18 protein-coding genes are annotated in these 22,389 nt (G+C 68.9%); 9 read left to right on the top strand and 9 right to left on the bottom strand.

Translation table 11 applies throughout. The features are described 5' to 3' along the window. Positions 1–10 precede the first annotated feature (10 nt). The 8 genes from TSO352_RS15840 to TSO352_RS15805 all read left to right on the top strand — a co-directional run bounded on the left by TSO352_RS15840 (position 11) and on the right by TSO352_RS15805 (position 9,053). Positions 11–1,723, top strand: a complete 1,713-nt coding sequence (locus tag TSO352_RS15840; protein WP_109108234.1) for a thiamine pyrophosphate-requiring protein — start codon at positions 11–13, stop codon at positions 1,721–1,723. A 21-nt stretch (positions 1,724–1,744) separates the two neighbouring features. Next, positions 1,745–3,217: a benzaldehyde dehydrogenase gene (locus TSO352_RS15835; RefSeq protein ID WP_109108233.1), complete on the top strand. Its 1,473-nt coding sequence runs from the start codon at positions 1,745–1,747 to the stop codon at positions 3,215–3,217. A 14-nt stretch (positions 3,218–3,231) separates the two neighbouring features. Continuing rightward, complete coding sequence (locus TSO352_RS15830; protein ID WP_109108232.1) at positions 3,232–4,638, top strand: FAD-binding oxidoreductase; 1,407 nt, start codon at positions 3,232–3,234, stop codon at positions 4,636–4,638. A 42-nt stretch (positions 4,639–4,680) separates the two neighbouring features. Continuing rightward, positions 4,681–5,703, top strand: coding sequence for a TRAP transporter substrate-binding protein (locus TSO352_RS15825; RefSeq protein ID WP_109108231.1), 1,023 nt, complete (start codon positions 4,681–4,683; stop codon positions 5,701–5,703). A 22-nt stretch (positions 5,704–5,725) separates the two neighbouring features. Next, on the top strand, positions 5,726–6,241 hold the full coding sequence (locus TSO352_RS15820; protein ID WP_199231608.1) for a TRAP transporter small permease: 516 nt from the start codon (positions 5,726–5,728) through the stop codon (positions 6,239–6,241). 8 nt (positions 6,242–6,249) lie between these two features. Next, positions 6,250–7,551, top strand: coding sequence for a TRAP transporter large permease (locus TSO352_RS15815; protein ID WP_109108230.1), 1,302 nt, complete (start codon positions 6,250–6,252; stop codon positions 7,549–7,551). Between the two features lie 28 nt (positions 7,552–7,579). Continuing rightward, positions 7,580–7,909, top strand: coding sequence for an alpha-hydroxy-acid oxidizing protein (locus tag TSO352_RS33245; RefSeq protein WP_109108229.1), 330 nt, complete (start codon positions 7,580–7,582; stop codon positions 7,907–7,909). A gap of 310 nt (positions 7,910–8,219) precedes the next feature. Then, entirely contained in the window at positions 8,220–9,053 is an 834-nt protein-coding gene (locus TSO352_RS15805) for a Crp/Fnr family transcriptional regulator (RefSeq protein ID WP_348770626.1), read from the top strand. 20 nt (positions 9,054–9,073) lie between these two features. Here the strand turns inward: TSO352_RS15805 and cydC are convergent, their stop codons facing one another. The 5 genes from cydC to TSO352_RS15780 are packed head-to-tail and all read right to left on the bottom strand — an operon-like array spanning position 9,074 to position 15,073. Next, positions 9,074–10,801: a thiol reductant ABC exporter subunit CydC gene (cydC, locus tag TSO352_RS15800; protein ID WP_109108227.1), complete on the bottom strand. Its 1,728-nt coding sequence runs from the start codon at positions 10,799–10,801 to the stop codon at positions 9,074–9,076. Then, entirely contained in the window at positions 10,798–12,585 is a 1,788-nt protein-coding gene (cydD, locus tag TSO352_RS15795; RefSeq protein WP_109108226.1) for a thiol reductant ABC exporter subunit CydD, read from the bottom strand. Before cydD ends, cydC begins: the two co-directional genes overlap by 4 nt. Before the next feature lie 16 nt (positions 12,586–12,601). Next, on the bottom strand, positions 12,602–12,721 hold the full coding sequence (cydX, locus tag TSO352_RS15790; protein WP_109108225.1) for a cytochrome bd-I oxidase subunit CydX: 120 nt from the start codon (positions 12,719–12,721) through the stop codon (positions 12,602–12,604). A gap of 23 nt (positions 12,722–12,744) precedes the next feature. Then, positions 12,745–13,896, bottom strand: coding sequence for a cytochrome d ubiquinol oxidase subunit II (cydB, locus tag TSO352_RS15785; RefSeq protein WP_348770632.1), 1,152 nt, complete (start codon positions 13,894–13,896; stop codon positions 12,745–12,747). 28 nt (positions 13,897–13,924) lie between these two features. Beyond that, positions 13,925–15,073, bottom strand: coding sequence for a cytochrome ubiquinol oxidase subunit I (locus TSO352_RS15780; protein ID WP_247872125.1), 1,149 nt, complete (start codon positions 15,071–15,073; stop codon positions 13,925–13,927). 391 nt (positions 15,074–15,464) lie between these two features. On the opposite strand from TSO352_RS15780, the gene TSO352_RS15775 reads away from it, so the two are divergent. Next, complete coding sequence (locus tag TSO352_RS15775) at positions 15,465–15,959, top strand: GNAT family N-acetyltransferase (protein WP_109108223.1); 495 nt, start codon at positions 15,465–15,467, stop codon at positions 15,957–15,959. Positions 15,960–16,202: 243 nt separating this feature from the next. Here the strand turns inward: TSO352_RS15775 and TSO352_RS15770 are convergent, their stop codons facing one another. The 4 genes from TSO352_RS15770 to kdpB are packed head-to-tail and all read right to left on the bottom strand — an operon-like array spanning position 16,203 to position 22,337. Continuing rightward, positions 16,203–16,892, bottom strand: coding sequence for a response regulator (locus TSO352_RS15770; protein WP_109108222.1), 690 nt, complete (start codon positions 16,890–16,892; stop codon positions 16,203–16,205). Then, on the bottom strand, positions 16,893–19,625 hold the full coding sequence (locus tag TSO352_RS15765) for a sensor histidine kinase KdpD (protein WP_109108221.1): 2,733 nt from the start codon (positions 19,623–19,625) through the stop codon (positions 16,893–16,895). Positions 19,626–19,655: 30 nt separating this feature from the next. Next, positions 19,656–20,237, bottom strand: a complete 582-nt coding sequence (gene kdpC, locus TSO352_RS15760; RefSeq protein WP_109108359.1) for a potassium-transporting ATPase subunit KdpC — start codon at positions 20,235–20,237, stop codon at positions 19,656–19,658. Between the two features lie 15 nt (positions 20,238–20,252). Continuing rightward, complete coding sequence (kdpB, locus tag TSO352_RS15755) at positions 20,253–22,337, bottom strand: potassium-transporting ATPase subunit KdpB (RefSeq protein WP_109108220.1); 2,085 nt, start codon at positions 22,335–22,337, stop codon at positions 20,253–20,255. Between the last annotated feature and the right edge of the window lie 52 nt (positions 22,338–22,389).

Raw genomic sequence — 22,389 nt, 5'->3', positions numbered from 1 at the left:
AAGGCACACCATGTACACCACCAGCACGGCTTTTCTCGACGCGCTGCAAGACGCAGGCGTGTCCATCATCTTCGCCAACCTCGGCAGTGACCATCCGGCGTTGGTCGAGAGTCTGGCCGAGGCGCGCGCCACCGGCCGCCCGGTGCCGCGGCTCATCACCTGTCCCAACGAGATGGTGGCGCTGAGCGCCGCGCACGGCTACGCGCAGGTCAGCGGTCGCGCCCAGGCCGTGGTGGTGCATGTGGAGTGCGGCACCCAGGCGCTGGCCGGCGCCGTCCACAACGTCGCCAAGGCGCGTATTCCCGCACTGATCTTCGCCGGCGCTTCCCCCTTCACCCAGGAGGGCGAGCTGAAGGGCAGCCGCAACGAGTTCATCCAGTGGATCCAGGACGTTCACGACCAGCGTGGCCTCGTGCGCGGCTACATGAAATACGACAACGAGATCCGCACCGGCCGCAACGTCCGCCAACTCGTCAACCGCGCCTTCCAGCTCGCTTACAGCGACCCCAAAGGTCCCGTCTACCTGATGGGCGCGCGAGAGGTGATGGAGGAGGCGGTGGAACCGACCGGCCCGCTGGCCTGGACGCCTCCGCTGCCGCCGGCCCCGCTGCCCGAGACGGCGGTCGAAGCCATCGCGGGCAGGCTGCTGGCGGCGCGCCGGCCGCTGGTCGTCACCTCGTACCTTGGCCGTCGGCACGAGGCGGTGGCGGAACTTCTGCGCCTGTGCGACCGACTGGCGGTGGGTGTGCTGGAATCCGTGTCCAACTATATGAACTTCCCGCTCACCCACCCCATGCACCAGGGCATCGCCTGGAACGAGCCGGTGCAGAACGAGGCGCTGGCCGAGGCGGACTACGTCCTGGTGCTGGACAGCGACATCCCCTGGATCCCCACCGTCAACCGGCCGAATCCCCAGGCCACCATCCACCACATCGATGTGGACGCGCTGAAACAGCAGATGCCGCTCTGGTACATCCCGGCGGCCGGCAGCTTCCAGGCCGACGTGGCGACGGCGCTGGCGCAGGTGAACGGCCGGCTCGACACGCTCCCTGCGGACGAGCGCCTGGTCGGCGAGCGGCGCGCCCACTACGGCGCCCGCCACCAGCGGCTCGACGGCGCGCTGGAGGCGCTGGAGCGGCCGACGGACGGGGGCGGTGTCACCCCGGAATACCTGGTGTCGCGGGTGCGCCGCTTCGTTGACGACAACACCATCGTCCTCAACGAAGGCATCACCAACTATCCCGTGGTGATGAAGCACCTGCGCTCCGGCCGGCCGGGCGGCGTCTTCACCAGCGGCGGCGGCTCCCTGGGCTGGAACGGCGGGGCGGCGATCGGGGCCAAGCTGGCGTTCCCGGACAAGACCGTTGTCGCCCTGACCGGCGACGGGTCGTACATGTTTTCGGTGCCCTCCTCGGTGCATTGGATGGCGCGGCGCTACGAAACGCCGTTCGTGCAGATCGTCTTCAACAACGGCGGTTGGCGTGCGCCCAAATTCTCCACGCTGGCTGTGCACCCCGACGGCTACGCCAGCCGCGCCGACGACATTGGCGTGTCCTTCGACCCGCCATCCGATTACGCCGGCATCGCCGCCGCGTCAGGCGGCGCGCTGGGCCTGACCGTGCACGCCGCAGCCGATCTCGATTCCGCCCTGGAGGAAGCCTTCGCCTGCGTGCGCACGTCCAAGCGCGCGGCGGTGCTCGACGTCCAGGTGCCCCACCTCTGATCCGGTTTGGAGATGCCCGCCATGACCACACAAGCGACCACCCCGTTCCTGGATGAGGCGCGCTGGCACGGCCGCCTGTTCGACGGCGCCTGGAACACGGCCGACGCGCGCATCGACGTGCTGGAGAAGGCGACCGGCGAGACGCTGACCCGCCTCGGCCACGCCACGGCGGAGCATGTGCGCGCTGCCTGCGCCAGCGCCCACGCCAACCAGACGGCCTGGGCGGCCACCTCCTTCGAGGAGCGGGCTGAGGTCATGCGTGCGGCCGCCCGCCTCGTGAAGGAGAACGAGGCGGAGCTGACTGGCTGGATCGTCCGTGAGACGGGTTGCATCCCGCCCAAGGCCGGCGTCGAGTTGAAGATGGCCAAGGGCATCCTGGAAAAGGCGGCCGCCATGCTGGGCGAGCCGCAGGGCTACGTCCTGCCCAGCGTGGACGGCCGCATCAGCCTCGCCAAGCGGGTGCCACACGGTGTGGTGGGCGTCATTTCCCCTTTCAACTTCCCATTGATCCTGTCGATCCGCGCGGTGGTGCCGGCGCTGGCGACCGGCAACGCGGTGGTGCTGAAGCCCGACCCGCAAACCCCCGTCACCGGCGGAATCATCATCGCCCGCGTGCTGGAAGAGGCTGGGCTGCCCAAGGGGGTGCTGCACGTGCTGCCCGGCGGCGGCGACGCAGGCGAGGCGCTGTGCACGGACCCGGACGTCGCCATGATCTCCTTCACCGGTTCCACCGCTGCCGGCCGGCGGGTGGGCGAACTGGCGAGCCGGCACCTGAAACGCGTGCAGTTGGAGCTGGGCGGCAAGAATGCGCTGATCATCCTGGACGACGCCGACCTCGATCTCGCCGCCTCGAACGCCGCCTGGGGTGCCTATCTGCACCAGGGGCAAATCTGCATGGCATCCGGCCGCATCCTCGTCCACGAATCCCTGGCGGCGGGGTTGGTGGAGCGGCTGGCCGAGAAAGCACGGCACCTGCCCGTCGGCAACCCAGCTCTGGAGTCGGTGGCGCTCGGTCCCTTGATCAACCAGCGCCAGTTGGAGCGCGTGCACGCCATCGTGACCGACACGATAGCGGCCGGCGCGACGCTGGTCGCCGGCGGCACCTATGAAAACCTGTTCTATCGGCCGACCGTGCTGTCCGGCGTCAGGCCCGGCATGCGCGCCTTCGAGGAGGAGATCTTCGGCCCGGTCGCCTGCGTCACCAGCTTCGCCAGCGACGATGAAGCAGTGCGGCTGGCCAACGCCACGGAATACGGGCTGTCGGCGGGCGTCATCTCGGCTTCGGTGGCGCGGGCGCTGGCCGTGGGTGAGCGGCTGAACACCGGCCTGTTGCACATCAACGACCAGACGGTCGCCGACGAGCCGTACATCCCCTTCGGCGGCCGCGGCCATTCCGGCAACGGGGAGAGCGTCGGCGGCCCGGCCAACTGGGACGCCTTCACTCAGTGGCGCTGGATCACCATCAAGGGCGAAGCACCACGCTATCCGTTCTGAGGGGAGGATCGGCCATGACCACGGCCATCACCACGGGGATTGTCGCCGCCTTGCAGGCGGCGCTCGGCCCAAACGGGGTGCGCATCGGTGGCGACATCGACGCGCGCCACCGCCGGGATTGGATGCTGGCGCTGCCCGAGGGTGGGCGAATCCTGGCCGCCGTCTACCCGCGCGACACGGCGCAGGTGTCGACCGTGCTGCGCCTCTGCCATCAGCATTGCCAGCCGGTGGTGCCGCAGGGCGGCCTCACCGGGCTCGCCGGTGGCGCCACCCCGGTGGAGGGCTGCGTCGTCCTGTCACTCGAACGGCTGCGCGCCATCGAGGACGTCGACACCGCCGGCGCCACCATCACCGTGCAGGCCGGCGTCACCATGCAGGCGGTGCAGGAGGCAGCGGACGCGGCGGGGCTGTTCTACCCGCTTGATCTCGGTGGGCGCGGTTCGTGCCAGGTGGGCGGCAACATCTCCACCAACGCCGGGGGCAACCGGGTGCTGCGCTACGGCATGGCGCGTGACCTCGTGCTCGGGCTGGAGGTGGTGCTGGCCGACGGCACTGTGGTGTCGGCGCTCAACACCATGCTGAAGAACAACGCCGGCTATGACCTCAAGCAGCTCTTCATCGGCAGCGAGGGAACGCTGGGCGTGGTGACGCGCGCCGTGCTGCGCCTGCATCCAAAGCCCCGCGGCGTGTGCTCGGCGCTGTGCGCGCTGGCCGGTTTCGACGCTGCCGTCGATCTGCTGAGGCTGGCGCGGGAGGAGCTGGGCGGCACGCTCTCCGCCTTCGAGATGATGTGGCCGGACTTCTACCGGCTGGCCGGCTCCGCTCTGTCCCGCGCGCTGCCGTTGCCGCACGGCCATGAAGGCTACGTGCTGGTGGAGAGCATGGGCACCGACCAGCAGGCGGACCAGGAGCGGTTCGAACGCTTTCTGGAGCGCGCGTTCGAGGCCGGCGTGGTGGAGGACGCGGTGATCGCCCGCTCCGGGGATCAGGCGCGCGCCTTGTGGGAGGTGCGCGACACCTCGGGCGCCTTTCTGCGCACGTTGTGGCCGCACGTGGGCTTCGACGTCAGCATCCCGGTGGCGCGCATCGGCGCCTTCGTGGAGACGTTGCGCGGCCGGCTGGCGGCGCGTTGGGGTGATGCCGTGACGCCGGTGTTCTTCGGCCATATCGCCGACAGCAACGTCCACGTCTGCATCAAGGTTGGCGACGGCCCGCAGCCGGAAGAGGAGGTCGAGGACCTCGTCTACGGCACGGTGCGGGAGTTCCGCGGATCGGTGTCCGCCGAGCATGGCATCGGCCTCTTGAAGAAGCCCTACCTCGGCCATTCCGTGGCGCCGGAGGCGGTGGCGCTGATGCGCACTCTCAAGGCCGCCCTCGACCCGCGCGGCATTCTCAATCCGGGCAAGGTGTTCGACCGCTGACCCGGTGCGGGCAGCGGAACAAAAAAGGTGGGAGGAAACCCGATGAAGACCGTACAGGCGGTGACGCTCGGCCTGCTGGCCATGCTGGGTGGGATCGCGCCGGCGCTGGCGCAGGACAAGCCGGTGAACCTGAAGATGTCCACCTGGGTGCCGCCGACGCACCCGCTCCAGGCCTCCATTCAGGCATGGATCAACGACATCACCAAGGAGTCCAAGGGCACCATCACCGGCACCATCTACCCGGCCGAACAGCTCGGCAAGGCGTTCGACCACTATGACATGGTGCGCGATGGCATCGCCGATTTCGCCTACATCAGCCCCGGCTACCAGCCCGGCCGCTTCCCGATCATCGCCGCCGGGCAGATCCCCTTCACCTTCGCCGACGGCACGGCCGGCACGGCGGCGCTCGACGCGTGGTACCGCAAGTACGCTGCGCGCGAGATGAAGGACGTCAAGGTCTGCATGTCCTTCCTGCACGACCCCGGCACGCTGCATTCGCGCAAGAAAATCGTCGTGCCGGAGGACATGAAGGGCCTGAAAGTTCGCCCCGCCCACGGCACCATGGGCGAGTTCGTCACCCTGCTGGGCGGCACCAACGTCAAGGCCTCCGCCCCGGAGGCGCGCGACATCCTGGAGCGCGGCGTTGCCGACGCCATCAGCTTCCCCTGGCAGTCGGTCATCCTGTTCGGCATCGACAAGGTGGTGAAGTACCATCTGGACGTGCCGCTCTACTCGACCTCCTACGTCTGGGCGATGAACAAGGACGTCTACGACGGCATGTCGGTGGCGCAGAAGAAGGTGATCGATGACCACTGCACCACCGACTGGGCGGTGAAGTTCGCCGGTCCCTGGGCCGATTTCGAAGCCGGCGGACGCGCCAAGATGCGGGCCATGCCGGACCACGAGGTGGTGCCCGTTACCCCCGACCAACTCGCCCAGTGGAAGAAGGCGGCAGCACCCCTGCAAAAGAATTGGGCCGATGCCGTGCGCAAGACCGGTGCCAACCCCGACACTGTCTGGGCCGAACTCCAGGCCAGCCTGACACGATACAAGGGCGGCCTCTGAGCCGAAACCGGGGAGCCGATCCATGGAATCCAGCGTGATCGACCGCGTGATCCACGGCATCGAGCTGACGGCGGCGGGATTCCTCGCCGCCGTCACGGCGCTGATGTTCGTGTCGGTGTTCCTGCGCTACCTGTTCGCCTGGTCCATCCCGGACAGCTATGACCTCAGCTGCCTGATGCTCGGCATCCTCATCTTCTGGGGCATGGCCGGGGCGGGGTATCGCGGCGAGCACATCACCGTGGACCTGTTGTGGAGCGTCTGCGCCCCGCGTGTGCAGGAGGCGATGGACCTGTTTGCGGCGCTCGTCACGCTGGTCGCCATGGCGGCGTTCGCCTGGATGATGGGGAACAAGGTGCTGGGGACCCTGCGCGACAACGTCCTCACCTACGACACGCAGATGCCGGTGTGGGTGTTCTACGCCGTCGCCTGGGTGGGGCTTGCCGCATCGGTGCTGCTGCTGGTGGTGCGCGCCGTGCGCCTCGTCCTGCGGTCGGATGCGTTTGCTCGCCTGTCGCACCACCTCACCACCGCCGAATGAGGGACCACATGAGCACCGACCTCGTCGCCATCACCGGCTTCGCCACCCTGTTCGGCCTGATGATGCTGCGCGTGCCCGTGGGCATCGCCATGGGGATGGTGGGGGTGTGCGGTTTCGGCTACCTCAACGGCTTCACGCCGGCCTTGAAGCTGCTGGCGCAGTCGCCCATCCGCACGGTCACCGACGCCAACTTCGCCGTCATACCTTTGTTCCTGCTGATGGGCGCCTTCGCCTCCACCTCCGGCATGAGCCGGGAGCTGTTCCGCGCTGCCAACACCTTCCTGGGGCACATGAAGGGCGGGTTGGGGATCGCCACCATCGCGGCGTGCGGCGGCTTCGCGGCGATCTGCGGCTCATCGGTCGCCACTGCCGCCACCTTCTCCACCGTGGCCTATCCCGAGATGCGGCGCTACGCCTATCCCGAGGGGTTCGCCACCGGCGTCATCGCGGCGGGCGGCACACTGGGCATCATGATCCCTCCCTCCACCGTGCTGGCGGTGTACGGGCTGATCACACAGCAGGACATCGGCCGGCTGTTCATCGCCGGCATCGTGCCGGGGCTCGTCGCGGTGTCCTTGTACATGGCCACCATCACCGCCATCGGCCTGCTGCGCCCCGGCTTCCTGCCCGCCGGCCCGCGCGCCACATGGGGAGACCGGCTGGCGGCGCTGCGCGACGTGTGGGCGGTGACCTTGTTGTTCGCCTTCGTCATCGGCGGGCTGTACGGCGGCCTGTTCACGGCGACCGAGGCGGCGGGCATGGGGGCGGGCGGCGCCTTCATCATTGCGGTGCTGCGGCGCAAGCTGTCGTGGTCCGATTTCTGGCGCTGTCTCTTGGAATCGGTGCGGACGACGGCGGCGGTCTTCACCATCCTAATCGGGGCGCTGCTGTTCGGCTACTTCCTCACCATCACGCAGACGCCGCAGCGGGTGACGGAGCTGCTGACCGGCACCGGGCTGGGCCCTTATGGCGTGCTGGTGCTGATCTTGCTGATGTATCTGGTGCTGGGCTGCGTCATGGACGCCATGGCGATGATCATACTGACCGTGCCTATCATCTTCCCGGTCATCCAGGCGCTGGGCTTCGACCCGATCTGGTTCGGCATCATCATCGTCATGACGGTCGAACTCGGCCTCATCCACCCGCCGGTTGGGATGAACGTCTTCGTCATCAAGAGCGTGGTTAAGGACGTGAAGATTTCAACGATCTTCTATGGAGTGCTGCCCTTCGTGGTGACCGACATCGTGCGGCTGGCGATCCTCATCCTGTTCCCGACGCTCGCCACCTTCCTGCCGACGCACATGGGCTGAGCGCCATGTCAGCCCTGGATCATGTTGCCTGCCTCGACGATCTGCGCGCACTGGCGCGGCGGCGGCGCATCGTCTTCGACTTTCTGGAGGGCTGGGCAGGGGACGGGGGCAACCTGCGCCGCAACCCCCACGCTATCTTCGCGCCGTGTCGGCGCGCGACACCGCGGTCACCCTGTTCGGCCGCACCTACGCCGCCCTCATCGGCCTGGAGCCGGTGGGGCTGGGCAACCTCATCTGGCCGAGGGTGGACCGGCTGCTGGCGCCGGCTGTGCACGACGCCAACGTGCCCTGCATTCTGTCCACCGCCGGCCTGACATCCATCGAGGACATTGCGGCCCTGGCGCCCGACCACGTGTGATCCCAGCTCTATGTGGCGGAAGACGAGCGCATTACCATCGACCTGATCCGGCGCGCGAGCGTAGCCGATATCGGCGCTCTGGTGGTCACCGTGCGCATGCCGGCCGCCCGCAAGGTGGCCTGATTATCGCTGCATGCAGGCGGACGCCGCCCTCGTGGCGATTTGTGCGCCAAAGCCGGCGCAGGCAGCACGTTCCGTGCGTCTCAGCGACGGGCATCCATGCCCAATGGGCCGTCGCTCTGCGCGACATGCTCGCCGTCGCCCAACTCATGGCGTCCGCTCGCCGACCCTTGGCGTCGTCAGCTCAGACTTGGCGCGACACCTGACGGAACCTCTCAAACTGCGCACCGGCGTTCGCGATTTGAGCTTCGCAGCCTTGCCAAAAGAAGGCGAGTGTCACAAGTTCCAGGTCCTCATCGCTTGTGAAGGCAACATCGTGCGCCACAGTCAGATCGAGGCTGCGTGGAAGGGTACGGCCGAATGCCGCAGCTGCGGCATCCGCGACCTCGTGCTTTTCGCCGATCTCACGGAACCGGATTTCAAGCTGGTCCACCTGCCGATCGACGAATTGGTCTTTCAGTCCGGCTCCAACCTGTATGATGCCGGGGAGGACGGGTGGGCGCTGTTCACCGTCCGCGCCGGATTGATCAAGCTGGTGCAATATCTGCCGGACGGAACGCAGCGCATCGTCCGCCTGCTGCGCCGTGGGGCGATTGCCGGGCTGGAGGTTCTGGTCGGTTCGGCTTACGAGCATTCGGCGGTGGTCCTGCAGGAGGCTGCGGTCTGCCGGATACCACGGGAGGTCGTCGATCGTCTGAACCGCGAGACGCCACGCCTGCACCGTCAATTGATGCAGCGGTGGCACCAATCGCTTCGCCAAGCCGACGAGTGGCTGACGGAACTGTCGACCGGCAGCGCGCGGGAGCGGCTGGCCCGCTTGTTTCTCCAACTGGCAGGCGATGCCCCGGAGCGACCCGTGCGGGTGTTCGGACGGGAGGATCTGGGGGCGATGCTGGGGATCACTACGGAAACCGCCAGCCGGACCGTGGCCGAGTTCAAGCGCAACGGCCTGATTGCGGAAACGATGCCGAATATCGTGACCTGCAACCTTCCGGCGTTGCGCAAGGCGGCGATGATCGAATAGCACCGCCGTCCGGCGGGCGCTCAGACGAAGGAGCGTTCCAGAAAGCGACGGAAGGGGCCGTCGCGCCCCGCCAGCGTCCACGGTGCGCCCTGGTCGAGCAGTTGCCCCCGGTCGAGGACGGCCACATGATCCATGTGCTCCAGGCCGGTTGCGCGATGGGTGATCAGCAGGACCGTACGCCCTCCCGCCGCTTCCAGCAGGCGATCCATCATCGCCCGTTCGGTCGCCGGGTCCAGCCCCTCGCCGGGCTCGTCGAGCACCAGCAGCGGCCCGGAACCGAGCAGCGCCCGCGCCACGGTCAGGCGCCTCGCCTCGCCGCCCGACAGCGGCCGCCCGCCGGCACCGATGACGGTGTCCAGCCCGTCCGGCAGGCCGGCGAGCCAGGAACCGAGCCCGGCCGTCGCGCAGGCGCCCAGCATCGCGGCGTCACTCGCATCCGGATCGGCGACCAGGAGATTGCGGCTCAGCGAACCGGCGAGCAGATGCGGCGTCTGCGGTGCTGTGGTCAGCAGGGACGTCGCACACCCGTCGCGTCCGGCGATCTCGATCCGCCCCGTCTCCACCCCCAGGAAGCCGGCGAGCAGAGCCAGCACCGTGCTCTTGCCCGATCCGCTCGGGCCGATCAGCGCAATCCGCGCGCCCGGCGGCAGGTCGAGCGTCAGGTTTCGCAGTGCCGGCGTCGTGGCGCCAGGGTAGCGGGCCGTCACATCGATCAGCCGCACAAGGGGTGGTGTCCGGTTCACCGGCGTGGCCGCCGCGGGCTTGTCTGCGGGCTGGCTCGCTGCTGTCGCAGGCGACAGCAACGGGCGGACGCGGTCGCAGGACGCAGCCACCGCGCCCCAGGCCTGGAAGGCGCCGGCCAGCGGTGCGATCGCTTCGGTGCTTGCCAGCGCCAGGAATGCGAGCATGACCAGATCGGTCGCCGCCACTGCGCCGGCAGCCACCGTCGGCGCTCCGGCAAGCACCACCGCCCACATCAGCAACGAACCGAGCGCCTGTGTGCCGGACGCGGCGAATGCCTCCTGCCGCGCGGTGCGCCGCTGTGCCGTCGCCAGGCGGTGCTGCATCCCTTCGAGCCGTCCAGCATGGCGTCGGGTTGCCGCGAACGCATCGAGTTCTTCCCGGCCGTCGGCCATGTCCACCGCCCAGGCGCGCAGGTCGGACAATGCCTCCACTGCGGTCCGGCCGGGTACCCGTCCGGCTCGCGCCAGCAGGGCCGGCAGTCCGGCGCCGCCCAGCAGCAGGCCGACGGCGAGCACCGCCGCGGCGGTTCGATTGACCCCCCAGCCATAGGCAACCACCGCGGTTCCCACCAAGCCGGCGGCGGCGGCCGGGACAAGCAGCTGGAGATAGGCCCGTTGCAGGCTGTCGAGGTCGCCACCCAACCGGGCGGAGAGGTCCCCGCTGTGGACGCCCGGCAGGCCGAAGGGCAGGCGGGGAGCCAACGCCCGGAACACCCGCGCCCGCATCCCGCCGATCAGGCGGAAGGTCGCCTCATGCGTCGCGAGGCGTTCCAGATAGCGGCTGCCGCTGCGCAGGATGGCGAGGGCCCTGATCGTCGCCGCCGGCACGAAGTAGTTGAAGGACGCCCCCGCCGCCCCCGCGATGGCCATGCCGGTCAGGAAGCTTCCGGACACCGCCATCAGGGCGATGTTCGCGAGCATCGACACCACCGCCAGAGCCAATCCCGCCAGGGCCCAGCGCCAATTGCCCGAAAGAAGCCGGAGCAGGAACAGGAGCGTCTTCATGTGCGTCTCCGAACCGCAGGGCCACCGGCCGCCGTTCCCCCAGGGGGCGTGCGTCCTGCCATCACGGCGGCCAGCAGCGGCGAGGACGCCCCGGCCAGCCGGGAGAAGGGGCCATCGCTCCGCGACAGCGTCGCGAAGGGGCCGTCCTGCACGATGCGACCACCCTCCAGCACCATCACCCGGTCGGCGGTGCGGATCGTGGTCAGCCGATGGGCGACCACCAACAGCGTGCGGTTGCGTCGAAGCTCGTTGAGGGCGGCGACCAGTTCAGCCTCGCTCTCGTGGTCGAGGCTGGCGGATGGCTCGTCGAGCAGCACCAGCGGCGAGCCCATCAGGAAGGCACGGGCGAGCGCGATCCGTCGCGCTTCGCCGCCGGACAGGCCGGCGCCGCGTTCGCCGAGACGGGTGGCGTAGCCGTCGGGCAGCCGTTCGATGAAGGTGGCGGCATTCGCCCGGATGGCGGCGTCCCGGACCGCGCCGTCGTCGGCGTGCGGGGCGCCCAGCCGGATGTTGTCGGCGATCGTTCCTGCGAACAGGTGCGGGGCCTGCGGGATCCAGGCCGGCGGCGGCGACAGGGCGCCCGGGGCCGTCCCGGCGATGCGGATGCTGCCGCTCCAGGGGGTGAGCCGCCCGCGCAGAAGGGCCAGCAAGGTGCTTTTCCCCGCGCCGCTGGCTCCGACCAGGGCGGTCAGGCTGCTTGGCTCCAGTGAGAAGGACAGGTCGTCGAACAGCGCTTCCCCGTGGCGATGTCCGAACCGCAGGCCGGCGACCTCGACGCGTGGCGGGGCGGTCAGGAAGGAGGCGGGTGCAGCGGGCGGAGCGGCCTCGGCTTGGGGCCCGGTCCCGCCGGCCAGCAGCGCCGCCATCGGCTCCGCGGCGGCCAGCGCCTCCATGCGGGCGTGGTAATGGGCGCCGAGCGAGCGCAGCGGCAGATAGAACTCCGGCGCCAGCAGCAGGATGAACAGCCCGCGCCGGTAGTCCATCTCGCCCCACAGCAGGGCGAAGCCGATGAACACCGCGACCATTGCAATGCTGACCGTCGCCAGGAACTCCAGGACCAGCGCCGACAGGAAGGCGATGCGCAGCACCCGCATGGTGCGCTGCCGGTAATCCTCGGCCGCGTTGGCAACCTGCCGCGCCTCCCGGTTCACAGCGCCGAACAGGCGCAGCGTCGGCAACGCCTGCACGGCATCGAGCAGATAGGCCGACAGCCGGGCGAGCGTCGCCCACTGGTCGCGGTTCAGCGCCTCCGCTCCCTGGCCGATTAGGATCATGAAGACGGGAATCAGCGGTGCGGTCAGGGCGAGAATAAGCGCCGACAGCCAGTCGAGCGGCAGCACCGCCGCCAGGACCGCCAGCGGCAGCAGCACCGCCTGCCCGATGGCCGGCAGGTAACGGGCGATGAAGGGGCCGAGCGCCTCCACCCCGTCCACCATCATGCTGGCGAAACGACCGGCGCCCGGGGCGTCCGGGTTCCCCGGCCGGCCGGCGGCGTCGCACAGCCGCCGGCGCACCTCGCCCTTGACGGCGATGGCGGCATCGCCAGCCAGCACGCCGGCAAGCCAGAGGGCGACGGCCCGGCCCAGCAGGACCGGCAGCACGGCCAGCAGGCGGGCGGGCGTCACCGTCCCGTGCCCGAACACCAGATCGTCCAGGATCCCGGCCAGCAGCCAGGACTGCAGGATCAGCAGTGCTCCCGCCACTCCATGGGCGGCGACCGCCAGGGTCAGCCGCCCGCGGTGGCGGGGCAGGGTGTCGGCGAACGGGACCGGCAGACGGGCCATGGCGACGCCGGCCCGGTCAGGACCGCGGCGGCGTCAGCCGGTTTCCGGCCCCGTCCTCCGCCTCCAGCCACAGCACGTTGATGATTCCCAGCGACAGCGCCGCCGCCAAACCGAGAATCCAGGTGAAATACCACATGATCGTCTCCCTCTCCGCAGGTCTCAGTAGGCGTTGGAGCCGTGGGCGGCGACGGCGTCCACGGTCACCTTTCCCCACATCCGGGCATAGCACCAGACGGTGTAGGCCAGGACCAGGGGCAGGAAGATCACTACGGCCCAGAACATCACGGTCAGCGTCAGGTGGCTGGACGGCGCGTCCCACACGGTCAGGCTCGATCCCGGATGGGTGCTGGACGGCATGATGAAGGGGAACATCGACAGGCCGGCCGTGCCGATGATGCCGGTCATGCCGAGCGCGCTGGCGACGAAGGCGAAGCCGGGCCGCCCGATCCGGCTCAGCAGCATCGCCAGCGCCACCCCGCCGAAGCCGCCGGCCGGCGCCAGCATCGCCACCGGCATGCGGGCATAGACGTCCAGCCAAGCGCCCGGTGCCACGATCACCTGCTTGGCCAGCGGGTTGGGCAGGGCATCCAGTGCGGGCTGGCTGACGATGCGGTAGCCATCGATGCCGACCGCCACCCACAGGCCCGCCAGAGCGAAACCGGCCAGCGCCACGGCGCCCATCGCCGCGACCGCGTTGCGGGCGCGGCCGGCGATCGGCTCCTCCGTGCGGAGTTGCAGCCAGATCGCCCCGTGCATGGTCAGCATGGCGACGCTGATGATGCCGGACAGCAGTGCGAAGGGGTTCAGAAGCGGCAGCAGCGCGGTCAGCAGCGAGCCTTCGTAATGGGCGCGCAGCAGGGAGTCGAGGTGGAACGGCACCCCCTGCAGCAGGTTGCCGAAGGCGACGCCGAAGATCAGCGAGGGCACCGCGCCGCCGGCGAACAGCCCCCAGTCCCAGGCCCGCCGCCAGCGCGCGTCGCCGATCTTTGAGCGATAGTCGAAGCCGACGGGGCGGAAGAACAAGGCGAACAGCACCAGCAGCATCGCCATGTAGAAGCCGGAGAAGGCGGCGGCGTAGACCGCCGGCCAGGCCGCGAAGATGGCGCCGCCGGCCGTGATCAGCCAGACCTGATTGCCGTCCCAGTGCGGGCCGACGGTGTTGATGATGACGCGCCGCTCCGCATCGGTGCGGCCGAGGAAGGGCAGCAGGTTGCCCACCCCCATGTCCATGCCGTCGGTGACGGCGAAGCCGATCAGCAGGGCGCCGACCAGCACCCACCAGACGAGCTTCAGGGTTTCGTAGTCGAGTATCATGATCGTGTCCTCGTCGCTGGTCCCGTCACTCGGCCGGGTGGGGAAGGCCGTGGCCGATGTGCGGGCCGCCGGATGGCTGGCTGTCCCGCTCGCCGTGATAGCGGCCGGTGCCGAGCGACGCCGGCCCCTTGCGGGCGAAGCGCACCATCAGGAACATCTCGATCGCCAGCAGCATGGTGTAGAAGGTCAGGAAGCCGGCCAGGCTGAAGATCAGGTCCCCCGTCGTCAGGGACGAGGTGGCGAGGAAGGTCGGCAGCACCTCGCCGATGGCCCAGGGCTGGCGGCCGAATTCGGCGACGAACCAGCCGAGTTCGCAGGCGATCCAGGGCAGCGGGATCGCCAGGACCAGCGCCCGCAGCAGCCAGCGCTGTTCCGCGATGGTCCGCCGCATGTTGAACCAGAAGGCGGCGGCGATCAGGAACAGCATGGTGAAGCCCAGCGCCACCATGATGCGGAAGCCGAAGAACAGCGGCGCCACCGGTGGGATGGTGTCGCGGGCGGCCAGGGCGATCTGCGCGTCGGTCGCGTCGACCACCGCGTCGGTGTAGCGTTTCAGCAGCAGCCCATAGCCGAGGTCGGCCTTGTGCGCCTCGAAGGCACCGACCACTTGGTCGGACCGGTCGCCGGCCCGCAGCTTTTCCAGGTTGGCGTAGGCGATCATGCCGCTGCGGATGCGCTGTTCGTGCTGCTTCGTCAGGTCGATCAGGCCGGTCACCTCACGGTCGGTGGAGCGGGTGGCGATCAGGCCGAGCAGCCAGGGCAGCTTGATCGCGTGCTCCGTCTCCATCCGCTCGTTGTTGGGCAATCCGATCAGGGTGAACCCGGCGGGCGCCGGCTCGGTGTGGCACGATGCCGGTGGTGTCATGGACGTTCGCCGGCGACGCATCGATCGCTGAGGGAAAACCGTATTTTCGACGGCGATGTGGAGCTTCACGCCGCGGAGCTTCTTGCCGCCGTCCACGCCGCGCGCGAAGCACGTCGGAACCGAGCGGCAGGTGCGGCTGTCGGTCACGACGGTGTTTGGTTTCGCCATGTCGCCGCAGGTCAGCCGCCACGCCCGGCGCAGCCGGTCGAGCAGCCGGCGCGACAGCCCGAGCCGGGTCCAGCGGGCGAACAGCGTGTGCAGCGTGCCGAAGGGGATGCCGGAGAGCTGGCCGATGGCGCGCCACGGCATGCCACAGCAACAGACACACCAAATGGCCATGATCGCTTTGCGCAAGGGCGCACCGGTCTCAGCGCCGGCTTCGGTCCCGAGCGGGTCGCCCGCGTGCCGTCCGCCGCCATCGCCGTCAATTCGGTCAGCACTTCCTCCACGAAGGCATCGACGTCCGAGAGCGCATCCCCCGAGGCCGGCGTGGTGCTTGCGGGATGAACGGCAGTGCCCATAAAATGTCGACCTGATGGCTGTTGACGAGGGCGATAGCCCGACCAGACTATGCCCACGGCGCAACACATCTCCTCATCTTGAAGTAGCATGCCGGTCAGCACCGGGGGGCACACCCGCCACGAACAAACTCTTAGAATCAGCCGCTGAAGAGGATGTCGCGAAAGGGAGACCGTGACGGATGGCTTTGGTCAGACAACTCGGGCCGGCGGATGCCGAGGCCTTGCGGATGCTCCGTCTCGAATCCCTGGAGTTGCACCCGGAGGCCTTCGGATCGAGCCATGCCGAGGAGAGCGCCCGCTCCGTCGATGCGTTCGCGGCATGGACCACGGGCGGCTATATCGCCGGTGGGTTTGTCGATGGTCAGTGCGACGCGATGGCCGGCCTATCCATTCCCAGGACGGCTAAGCAGATGCACAAGGGCATGCTCTGGGGCGTCTATGTCCGGGAATGTCGGCGGGGCAGCGGCCTTGCCGAAGCGGTGATAGACGCCGTTCTCGACCATGCCGGAACGCGAGTCGAGCAGGTCCACCTCTCCGTCGCCACCACCAACGGACGCGCCGTCAACCTTTACGGGCGCTTGGGCTTTGAGCCGTACGGCACTGAGCCGAGGGCGCTGATGGTCAATGGCATTTACATCGATGAACTCCTGATGGTGAAGTTCCTGAGCCGCTAGGCGAGGCAGCGTTTCGGTCCAGTATGATCTGGGCGACAATGGCAGTCGCGGCCGCCCCGGTGCTGTTGCGAAAGGGAGCGGTGACCGCCATGGAGGAGGTCGTCGCTCTCCCTCCGGAGGCCCTTCCTGCTTGTCCGGAAAGCCGTCGTCGACGCGGGTTTCCGGACAGTTTTGCGGCTGGCCGTCAAAGGGCGGCATAACGGACCTTTCTTGGAAGCTCCGGACAACAGGCAAAAGAGGCCGCTACTCTTCTGACGTTTGTTTGAACCGATATCCTACTCCCGGCTCCGTCACGATCAGTTTCGGCCGGTTTGGATCGCTCTCCAGTTTATGGCGAAGCTGCTTGACGTAGATCCGTAAATACACGGTGTCATGAACATGCGCCGGTCCCCAGACCGCCCGCAGCAGTTCCGCGTGCGTCAGCACATGATCGGCGTGACGCGCCAGCACCGCGAGCAATTCGTATTCCTTGCGCGACAGGCGAACCTCCGCGCCATCCTTCCCGACCACGCGCCGAGCGAGGTCGATGGTTACCGAACCAGCGGTCACGATGGTCGGCGGCTCCCTGTCGGCCGGGCGCTGACGCAAGGCGGCGCGCACGCGGGCCATCAGTTCGCCGATGCCGAACGGCTTGGCCACATAGTCGGTGGCGCCACGGTCAAGCGCCTCGACTTTGTCGTATTCTTGGGCGCGCACCGACAGCACGATAATTGGCACGGGTGACGTTTCGCGGACCGCGCTGATCACCTCCTGCCCGTCGAGATCGGGCAGGCCGAGGTCCAGGATGATGAGGTCCGGCCGTTCCCGCCGGTGGGTTTCGATCGCGCCGCGTCCGTTCTCGGCCTCGACCACGTCGTAACCGTTGGCCGACAGGCTGATCCGCAGGAACTTGCGGATCTGCGGCTCGTCGTCAACCACCAGGATCTTCGCCATTCATCCCTCTGCTTGCAAGCCGCGATCCTGGTCCAATCCCCCGATTTCCGGTTCGGCCGGAACCGGCAAGGTCACGGTGATGCAGGTTCCGGTTCCGTCATGCCCGGCTCCCGCCGTGATGGTGCCGCCATGCGCCGCCACGATACCACGGCAGATGGCGAGGCCAAGGCCGGTGCCGGCCGCTTGGGCGTCGCCGGCCTCGACGCGGTAGAACATGTCGAAGATGCGCTCGCGGTCGGCCTCCGGGATGCCCGGCCCCTGGTCGCACACCTCGACCAGAACCGTGTCGTCCCGGCGGCGCGCCCGGATGGTGACCGGCCGGCCCTCGGGCGAGTGTTTGCAGACGTTGTCGATCAGGTTGAAGAACACCTGTTCGATCAGAACCGGGTCGAGCCGAAGCAGCGGCAGCCCCGCCTCCAGATCCACCGACACCGGACGGTCGCCCAGCATGCGGCGCGCCCGGCCCAGCGCCGCCCCGACGATGTCGGCGAGGTCGACCCAGTCACTGCGCGGCCTCAGGGTGCCCGAGCCGATCCGCGTCATGTCCAGCAGGTTCTGCACGAAGCGGTTCAGCCGCTCGGCCTCCTCCTGGATGGTCTGCGCAAGGTCCTGACGCTCGGCCGGCTTCAGGGTGTCACCGTAGCTGTGCAGGCTCGACGCGGCGCCCAGGATGGAAACCAGCGGCGTGCGCAGGTCGTGCGACAGGGAGGACAGCAGCGCCGCACGCAGCCGCTCGGTCTCGGCGGCGACGCGCGCAGCCTCGATGTCAGCGACCAGAGCCGTGCGTTCGATGGCGACCGCCGCCTGATCGGCCAGCGTGTCGAGCAGCCGTCCCTGCTCGGGCGACAGCAGGGCTTGGCCGTCCTGAAGCTGGACGCCCAGAATGCCCATCGGCAAGGCGCCAGCCGCGTTGCGCCCGGTCCTCAACGGCAGGAACAGCCAGTCGGCGGCGGGCAGCGTCGTCGATCCCCGACCGGCCGGCTTTCCGTTCCCCCAGGACCAGCGCGCGGCGGCCATCGATTTTTCGTCGAGTGTGTCCTCGGGCGGGTAGCCGGCCACCACCTCCAGCCGGCCGTCGCGCGGCAGCAGGACGAGCGAGCGGCCGTTCATGGTGGAGGCGACGTGATGGACCACGGCCCACAGCACGTCGTCCAACCCGACCGCCGCCGAGATGCGGCGGTTGAAGTCGTAGAGGTTGGCGGTGCGCCGGGCGCCGAGCCGCGTCGCCTCGACCTGCGAGCGGACGCGGGCCGCGAGATTGGAGGTGATGACCGCCGCCACCAGGAAGAAGAACACCGTCAGGATGTTCTGCACATCGGAGATGGCGAAGGTGTATTTCGGCTCGGTGAACAGGAAGTTGAAGGTCAGAAAGCTGAGGACCGACGCGTAGATCGACGGCGCCAGCCCATGCCGGATGGCGACCAGCAGAACGCCGACCAGATAGGCGACCGAGATGTTGGGCAGCGGCAGCCAGATGTCCATGACGAGGCCGAGGGCGGTGGCGGCGGCCACGGTCAGCGTCGCCATCGCGTAGGCCAGCCCATCGACGGCGGCGGGGATCGGTCTGGTGTCCAGGCCGCGTGGCGGGCGCTCGTCCTCGCCGGCCACCACCAGCGTGTCGAAATCCTCGTTCCGCGCCAGCAGGTCGGCGGTCACCGAGGAATGCAGCGCGCGGAACCAACGCTTCGGGTGCGCCCGCCCGACGATGATCTGGCTGACGTTGCGGGCGCGGGCGAAGGCCAGGATTTCCTCGGCGACGCGTTCAGCCTGGACCACCGCCGTCTCGCCGCCAAGCTGTTCGGCCAGCCGCAGGGCCTGCGCGATGCTGTCCTTGTCCTCTTCGGCCAAGGATTGGTGACGGTGCGTCTCGACATACAGGACCACCCAGGGGACATCGCGCCGCTCCGCCGCGCGTTTGGTCGTGCGCACCAGACGCATGGCCTGCGGGCCGTCGCCGATGCAGACCAGGATGCGCTCGCGCGTCGGCCAGGGGCCGGAAATCGCGTGGGCGCGCATGTAGCGCAGCATCTGCGCGTCCACCCGCTCCGCCGCCTGACGCAGCGCCATCTCGCGCAGCGCCGTCAGGGTGCCGGTGGAGAAGAAATGGTCCACCGCACGCCGGGCCTGGTCGGGCACATAGACCTTGCCTTCGCGCAGGCGCTTGATCAGCTCCTGCGGCGGCAGGTCGATCAGGGCGATCTCGTCGGCTTTCTGAAGCACGCCGTCGGGCAGGGTCTCGCGCACCCTCACCCCGGTGATCCGCTCGACGACGTCGTTCAGGCTTTCCAGATGCTGGACGTTGAGGGTGGAGCAGACGTCGATGCCGGCGTCGCGGATTTCCTCGACATCCTGCCAGCGTTTGACGTGGCGGCTGCCGGGAATGTTGGTGTGTGCCAGCTCGTCCACCAGAACCAGCCGGGGACGGCGCGCCAGGATGGCGTCGAGATCCATCTCGTGGAACGCGCGGCCACGGTGGACGATCCGGCGGCGGGGCAGGATCTCCAACCCCTCCAATTGGGTTTCGGTGTCCTTGCGGCCATGCGTCTCGACGATGCCGACGACCACCTCGACCCCCTCGCGCCGCCGGGCCTGGGCGTCCTCCAGCATGGCGTAGGTTTTGCCGACGCCGGGGGCGGCACCGAGAAAGATGGTGAGGCGCCCGCGCCGTTCGCGGTTCGCCTCCTCCAGCAGCGCCTCGGGGGACGGGCGGTCGTTGGTGTCGTTCTCGGCCATGGCCCTTCACCCACAAGGATTTCTCGCGCTCTACTTCATCGCCGCCCGCGCGTCGAGCGCCATGTTGAGCGCCAGCACATTCACCCGCGCTTCGCCGAAGATGCCCCATTGCCGGCCCTCGGTGTGGGCCGCGACCAGATCGCGGACGGCGTCCTCGGACAGGCCGCGCGCCTTGGCGACACGCGGCACCTGATACGCGGCGGCCGCAGGGGACAGATGGGGGTCCAGACCGCCGCCCGACGCCGTCACCAGATCGGCGGGAATCGGCCCTTGGACGTCGGGGTTCTCGGCCCGGAGCGCCGCGACCCGCGCAGCCACAACGTCCGCCAGCTGCTTCGACGTCGGGCCGAGATTCGACGCGCCGGAAGACGCCGCATCATAGCCCTCCGCTCCCGCCGCCGAGGGCCGCGGATGGAAATAGCCCCGACTGGTGAAGTTCTGCGCAATCAGGGCCGAGCCGATGACCCGGCCGTCACGCTCGACCAGGCTGCCGGCGGACTGCCAGGGGAAGACGAGTTGGGCGACGCCGGTGACCGCCAGCGGATAGACGAGGCCCGTCAGCACGGTCATGACGACCAGGAGCATCAGGGCCGGACGCAGTTCCTTGAGCATGGACATCTCCCGGTGTCAGGCGAGGCCAAGGGCGGTCACGCCCAGATCGATGAGCTTGATGCCGGCGAAGGGCACCGCCAGCCCGCCGAGGCCGTAGACCAGCAGGTTGCGGCGCAGCAGCGCCGCCGCTCCCGCCGGACGGTAGGCGACGCCCTTCAGGGCCAGCGGGATCAGGGCGATGATGACCAGTGCGTTGAAGATGATCGCCGACAGGATGGCGCTTTGCGGGCTGGCCAGCCCCATGACGTTCAGCGCGCCAAGCTGCGGCAGGCCGAGAAGGAACAGTGCCGGGATGATGGCGAAGTATTTCGCCACGTCGTTGGCGATGGAAAAGGTGGTCAGCGCGCCACGGCTCATCAGCAGTTGCTTGCCGATCATGACGATCTCGATCAGCTTGGTCGGATCGCTTTCCAGATCGACCATGTTGCCGGCCTCGCGGGCGGCCTGGGTGCCGGTGTTCATGGCGACGCCGACGTCGGCCTGGGCCAGGGCCGGCGCGTCGTTGGACCCGTCGCCGCACATGGCGACCAGCCGCCCGTCCGCCTGATAGGACCGGATCAGCTCCAGCTTGCGCTCCGGCGTCGCCTCGGCGAGGAAGTCGTCGACCCCCGCCTCGGCGGCGATGGCGGCGGCGGTCAGCGGGTTGTCGCCGGTCACCATCACGGTCTTGATGCCCATGCGCCGCAACGTCTGGAAGCGGTCGCGGATGCCCGGCTTGACGATGTCCTTGAGGTGGATGACGCCGAGCGCGCGGTCGTCCCGCGCCACCACCAGCGGCGTGCCTCCGGCCTTAGCGACGCGCTCCACCGCCAGGGTCAGGTCCCGGCTGGCGTTGCGCGCGCCGATGCGGGCGACGATGGTGTCCGGCGCGCCCTTGCGGATCTGGACCGCCGCCACCGCCTGGGCGCCGACCGTCGCCGAGCCGCCGGCCGGACGATCGACTCCGCTCATCCGGGTCTGGGCGGTGAAGGGGATGAAGACCAGACCGGCCCAGTCCGTGGCGTCGGCGCTGAAGCCGAAGCGTTCGCGGGCCAGCACCATGATGGATTTGCCTTCCGGCGTGTCGTCGGCCAGCGAGGCGAGGAAGGCGGCCTCGGCCAGATCGCGCTCGGTGACGCCCGGCATCGCGAGAAACTCGGCGGCCTGGCGGTTGCCCAGCGTGATGGTGCCGGTCTTGTCGAGCAGCAGCACGTCCACATCCCCCGCCGCTTCGACCGCACGGCCGGATTTGGCGATGACGTTGAAGCGCACCAGACGGTCCATGCCGGCGATGCCGATGGCCGACAGCAGCCCGCCGATGGTCGTCGGGATCAGGGTCACCAGCAGGGCGATCAGGAACACCACCGGGATGACGGTGCCCGACGGACTGGCGAAGGCCGGCAGGGTGACGACCACCAGCAGGAAGATCAGCGTCATGCCGACCAGCAGGATGGTCAGCGCAATCTCGTTGGGGGTCTTCTGCCGCTTGGCGCCCTCGACCAGCGCGATCATGCGGTCGAGGAAGCTTTCGCCGGGGTTGGCGGTGATGCGGACGACGATGCGGTCCGACACCACCCGCGTGCCGCCGGTGACGGCCGAGCGGTCGCCGCCGGATTCACGGATGACCGGGGCCGATTCTCCGGTGATGGCGCTTTCGTCGACGGTGGCGATGCCGGCCACCACGTCGCCGTCGCCGGGGATGACGTCCCCCGTCTCGACGAGCACCAGATCGCCGGTGCGCAGGCTGGCGGCGGGAACCTCCGTCCAGGTCGCGGCCTCGGGATCGGCGGCTTTTTTCGCCGGGGTTTCGGTCTTGGTGCGGCGGAGCGAGGCCGCCTGCGCCTTGCCGCGCCCTTCGGCGATGGCTTCGGCGAGGTTGGCGAACAGCACCGTGAACCACAGCCACGCCGCGATCTGACCCTCCACCGCGACGTTGCCGCCGCCGGACGCCGCGTCGCGGACGAACAACACGGTGCAGAGCAGGGCGACCACGCCGGTCACGAACATGACCGGATTCTTGACGAGGTCGCGCGGATCGAGCTTGCGCAGGGCGTCGCGCCCCGCCTGGCGGAGGATGGCCCGGTCGAACAAGCCAATGTCCCGTTGGGAATGATGGGTCATGACGAACCTCAGAAAAGGACCGCGCAGGCGGCCAGCGACACGAGCCAAACCC

Source organism: Azospirillum sp. TSO35-2 (genome assembly GCF_003116095.1).
Taxonomy (GTDB): Bacteria; Pseudomonadota; Alphaproteobacteria; order Azospirillales; family Azospirillaceae; genus Azospirillum.
Note: the sequence above shows the minus strand (reverse complement) of the source record. Positions and strands in the feature narration are given on the sequence as shown.

Bases quoted from the DNA above. Each gene is read 5' to 3' on its own strand.
- TSO352_RS15840 (WP_109108234.1), top strand. From the start codon at position 11: ATGTACACCACCAGCACGGCTTTTCTCGACGCGCTGCAAGACGCAGGC.
- TSO352_RS15835 (WP_109108233.1), top strand. From the start codon at position 1,745: ATGACCACACAAGCGACCACCCCGTTCCTGGATGAGGCGCGCTGGCAC.
- TSO352_RS15830 (WP_109108232.1), top strand. From the start codon at position 3,232: ATGACCACGGCCATCACCACGGGGATTGTCGCCGCCTTGCAGGCGGCG.
- TSO352_RS15825 (WP_109108231.1), top strand. From the start codon at position 4,681: ATGAAGACCGTACAGGCGGTGACGCTCGGCCTGCTGGCCATGCTGGGT.
- TSO352_RS15820 (WP_199231608.1), top strand. From the start codon at position 5,726: ATGGAATCCAGCGTGATCGACCGCGTGATCCACGGCATCGAGCTGACG.
- TSO352_RS15815 (WP_109108230.1), top strand. From the start codon at position 6,250: ATGAGCACCGACCTCGTCGCCATCACCGGCTTCGCCACCCTGTTCGGC.
- cydC (WP_109108227.1), bottom strand. From the start codon at position 10,801: ATGAAGACGCTCCTGTTCCTGCTCCGGCTTCTTTCGGGCAATTGGCGC.
- cydD (WP_109108226.1), bottom strand. From the start codon at position 12,585: ATGGCCCGTCTGCCGGTCCCGTTCGCCGACACCCTGCCCCGCCACCGC.
- cydX (WP_109108225.1), bottom strand. From the start codon at position 12,721: ATGTGGTATTTCACCTGGATTCTCGGTTTGGCGGCGGCGCTGTCGCTG.
- TSO352_RS15780 (WP_247872125.1), bottom strand. From the start codon at position 15,073: ATGCCGTGGCGCGCCATCGGCCAGCTCTCCGGCATCCCCTTCGGCACG.
- TSO352_RS15775 (WP_109108223.1), top strand. From the start codon at position 15,465: ATGGCTTTGGTCAGACAACTCGGGCCGGCGGATGCCGAGGCCTTGCGG.
- TSO352_RS15770 (WP_109108222.1), bottom strand. From the start codon at position 16,892: ATGGCGAAGATCCTGGTGGTTGACGACGAGCCGCAGATCCGCAAGTTC.
- TSO352_RS15765 (WP_109108221.1), bottom strand. From the start codon at position 19,625: ATGGCCGAGAACGACACCAACGACCGCCCGTCCCCCGAGGCGCTGCTG.
- kdpC (WP_109108359.1), bottom strand. From the start codon at position 20,237: ATGCTCAAGGAACTGCGTCCGGCCCTGATGCTCCTGGTCGTCATGACC.
- kdpB (WP_109108220.1), bottom strand. From the start codon at position 22,337: ATGACCCATCATTCCCAACGGGACATTGGCTTGTTCGACCGGGCCATC.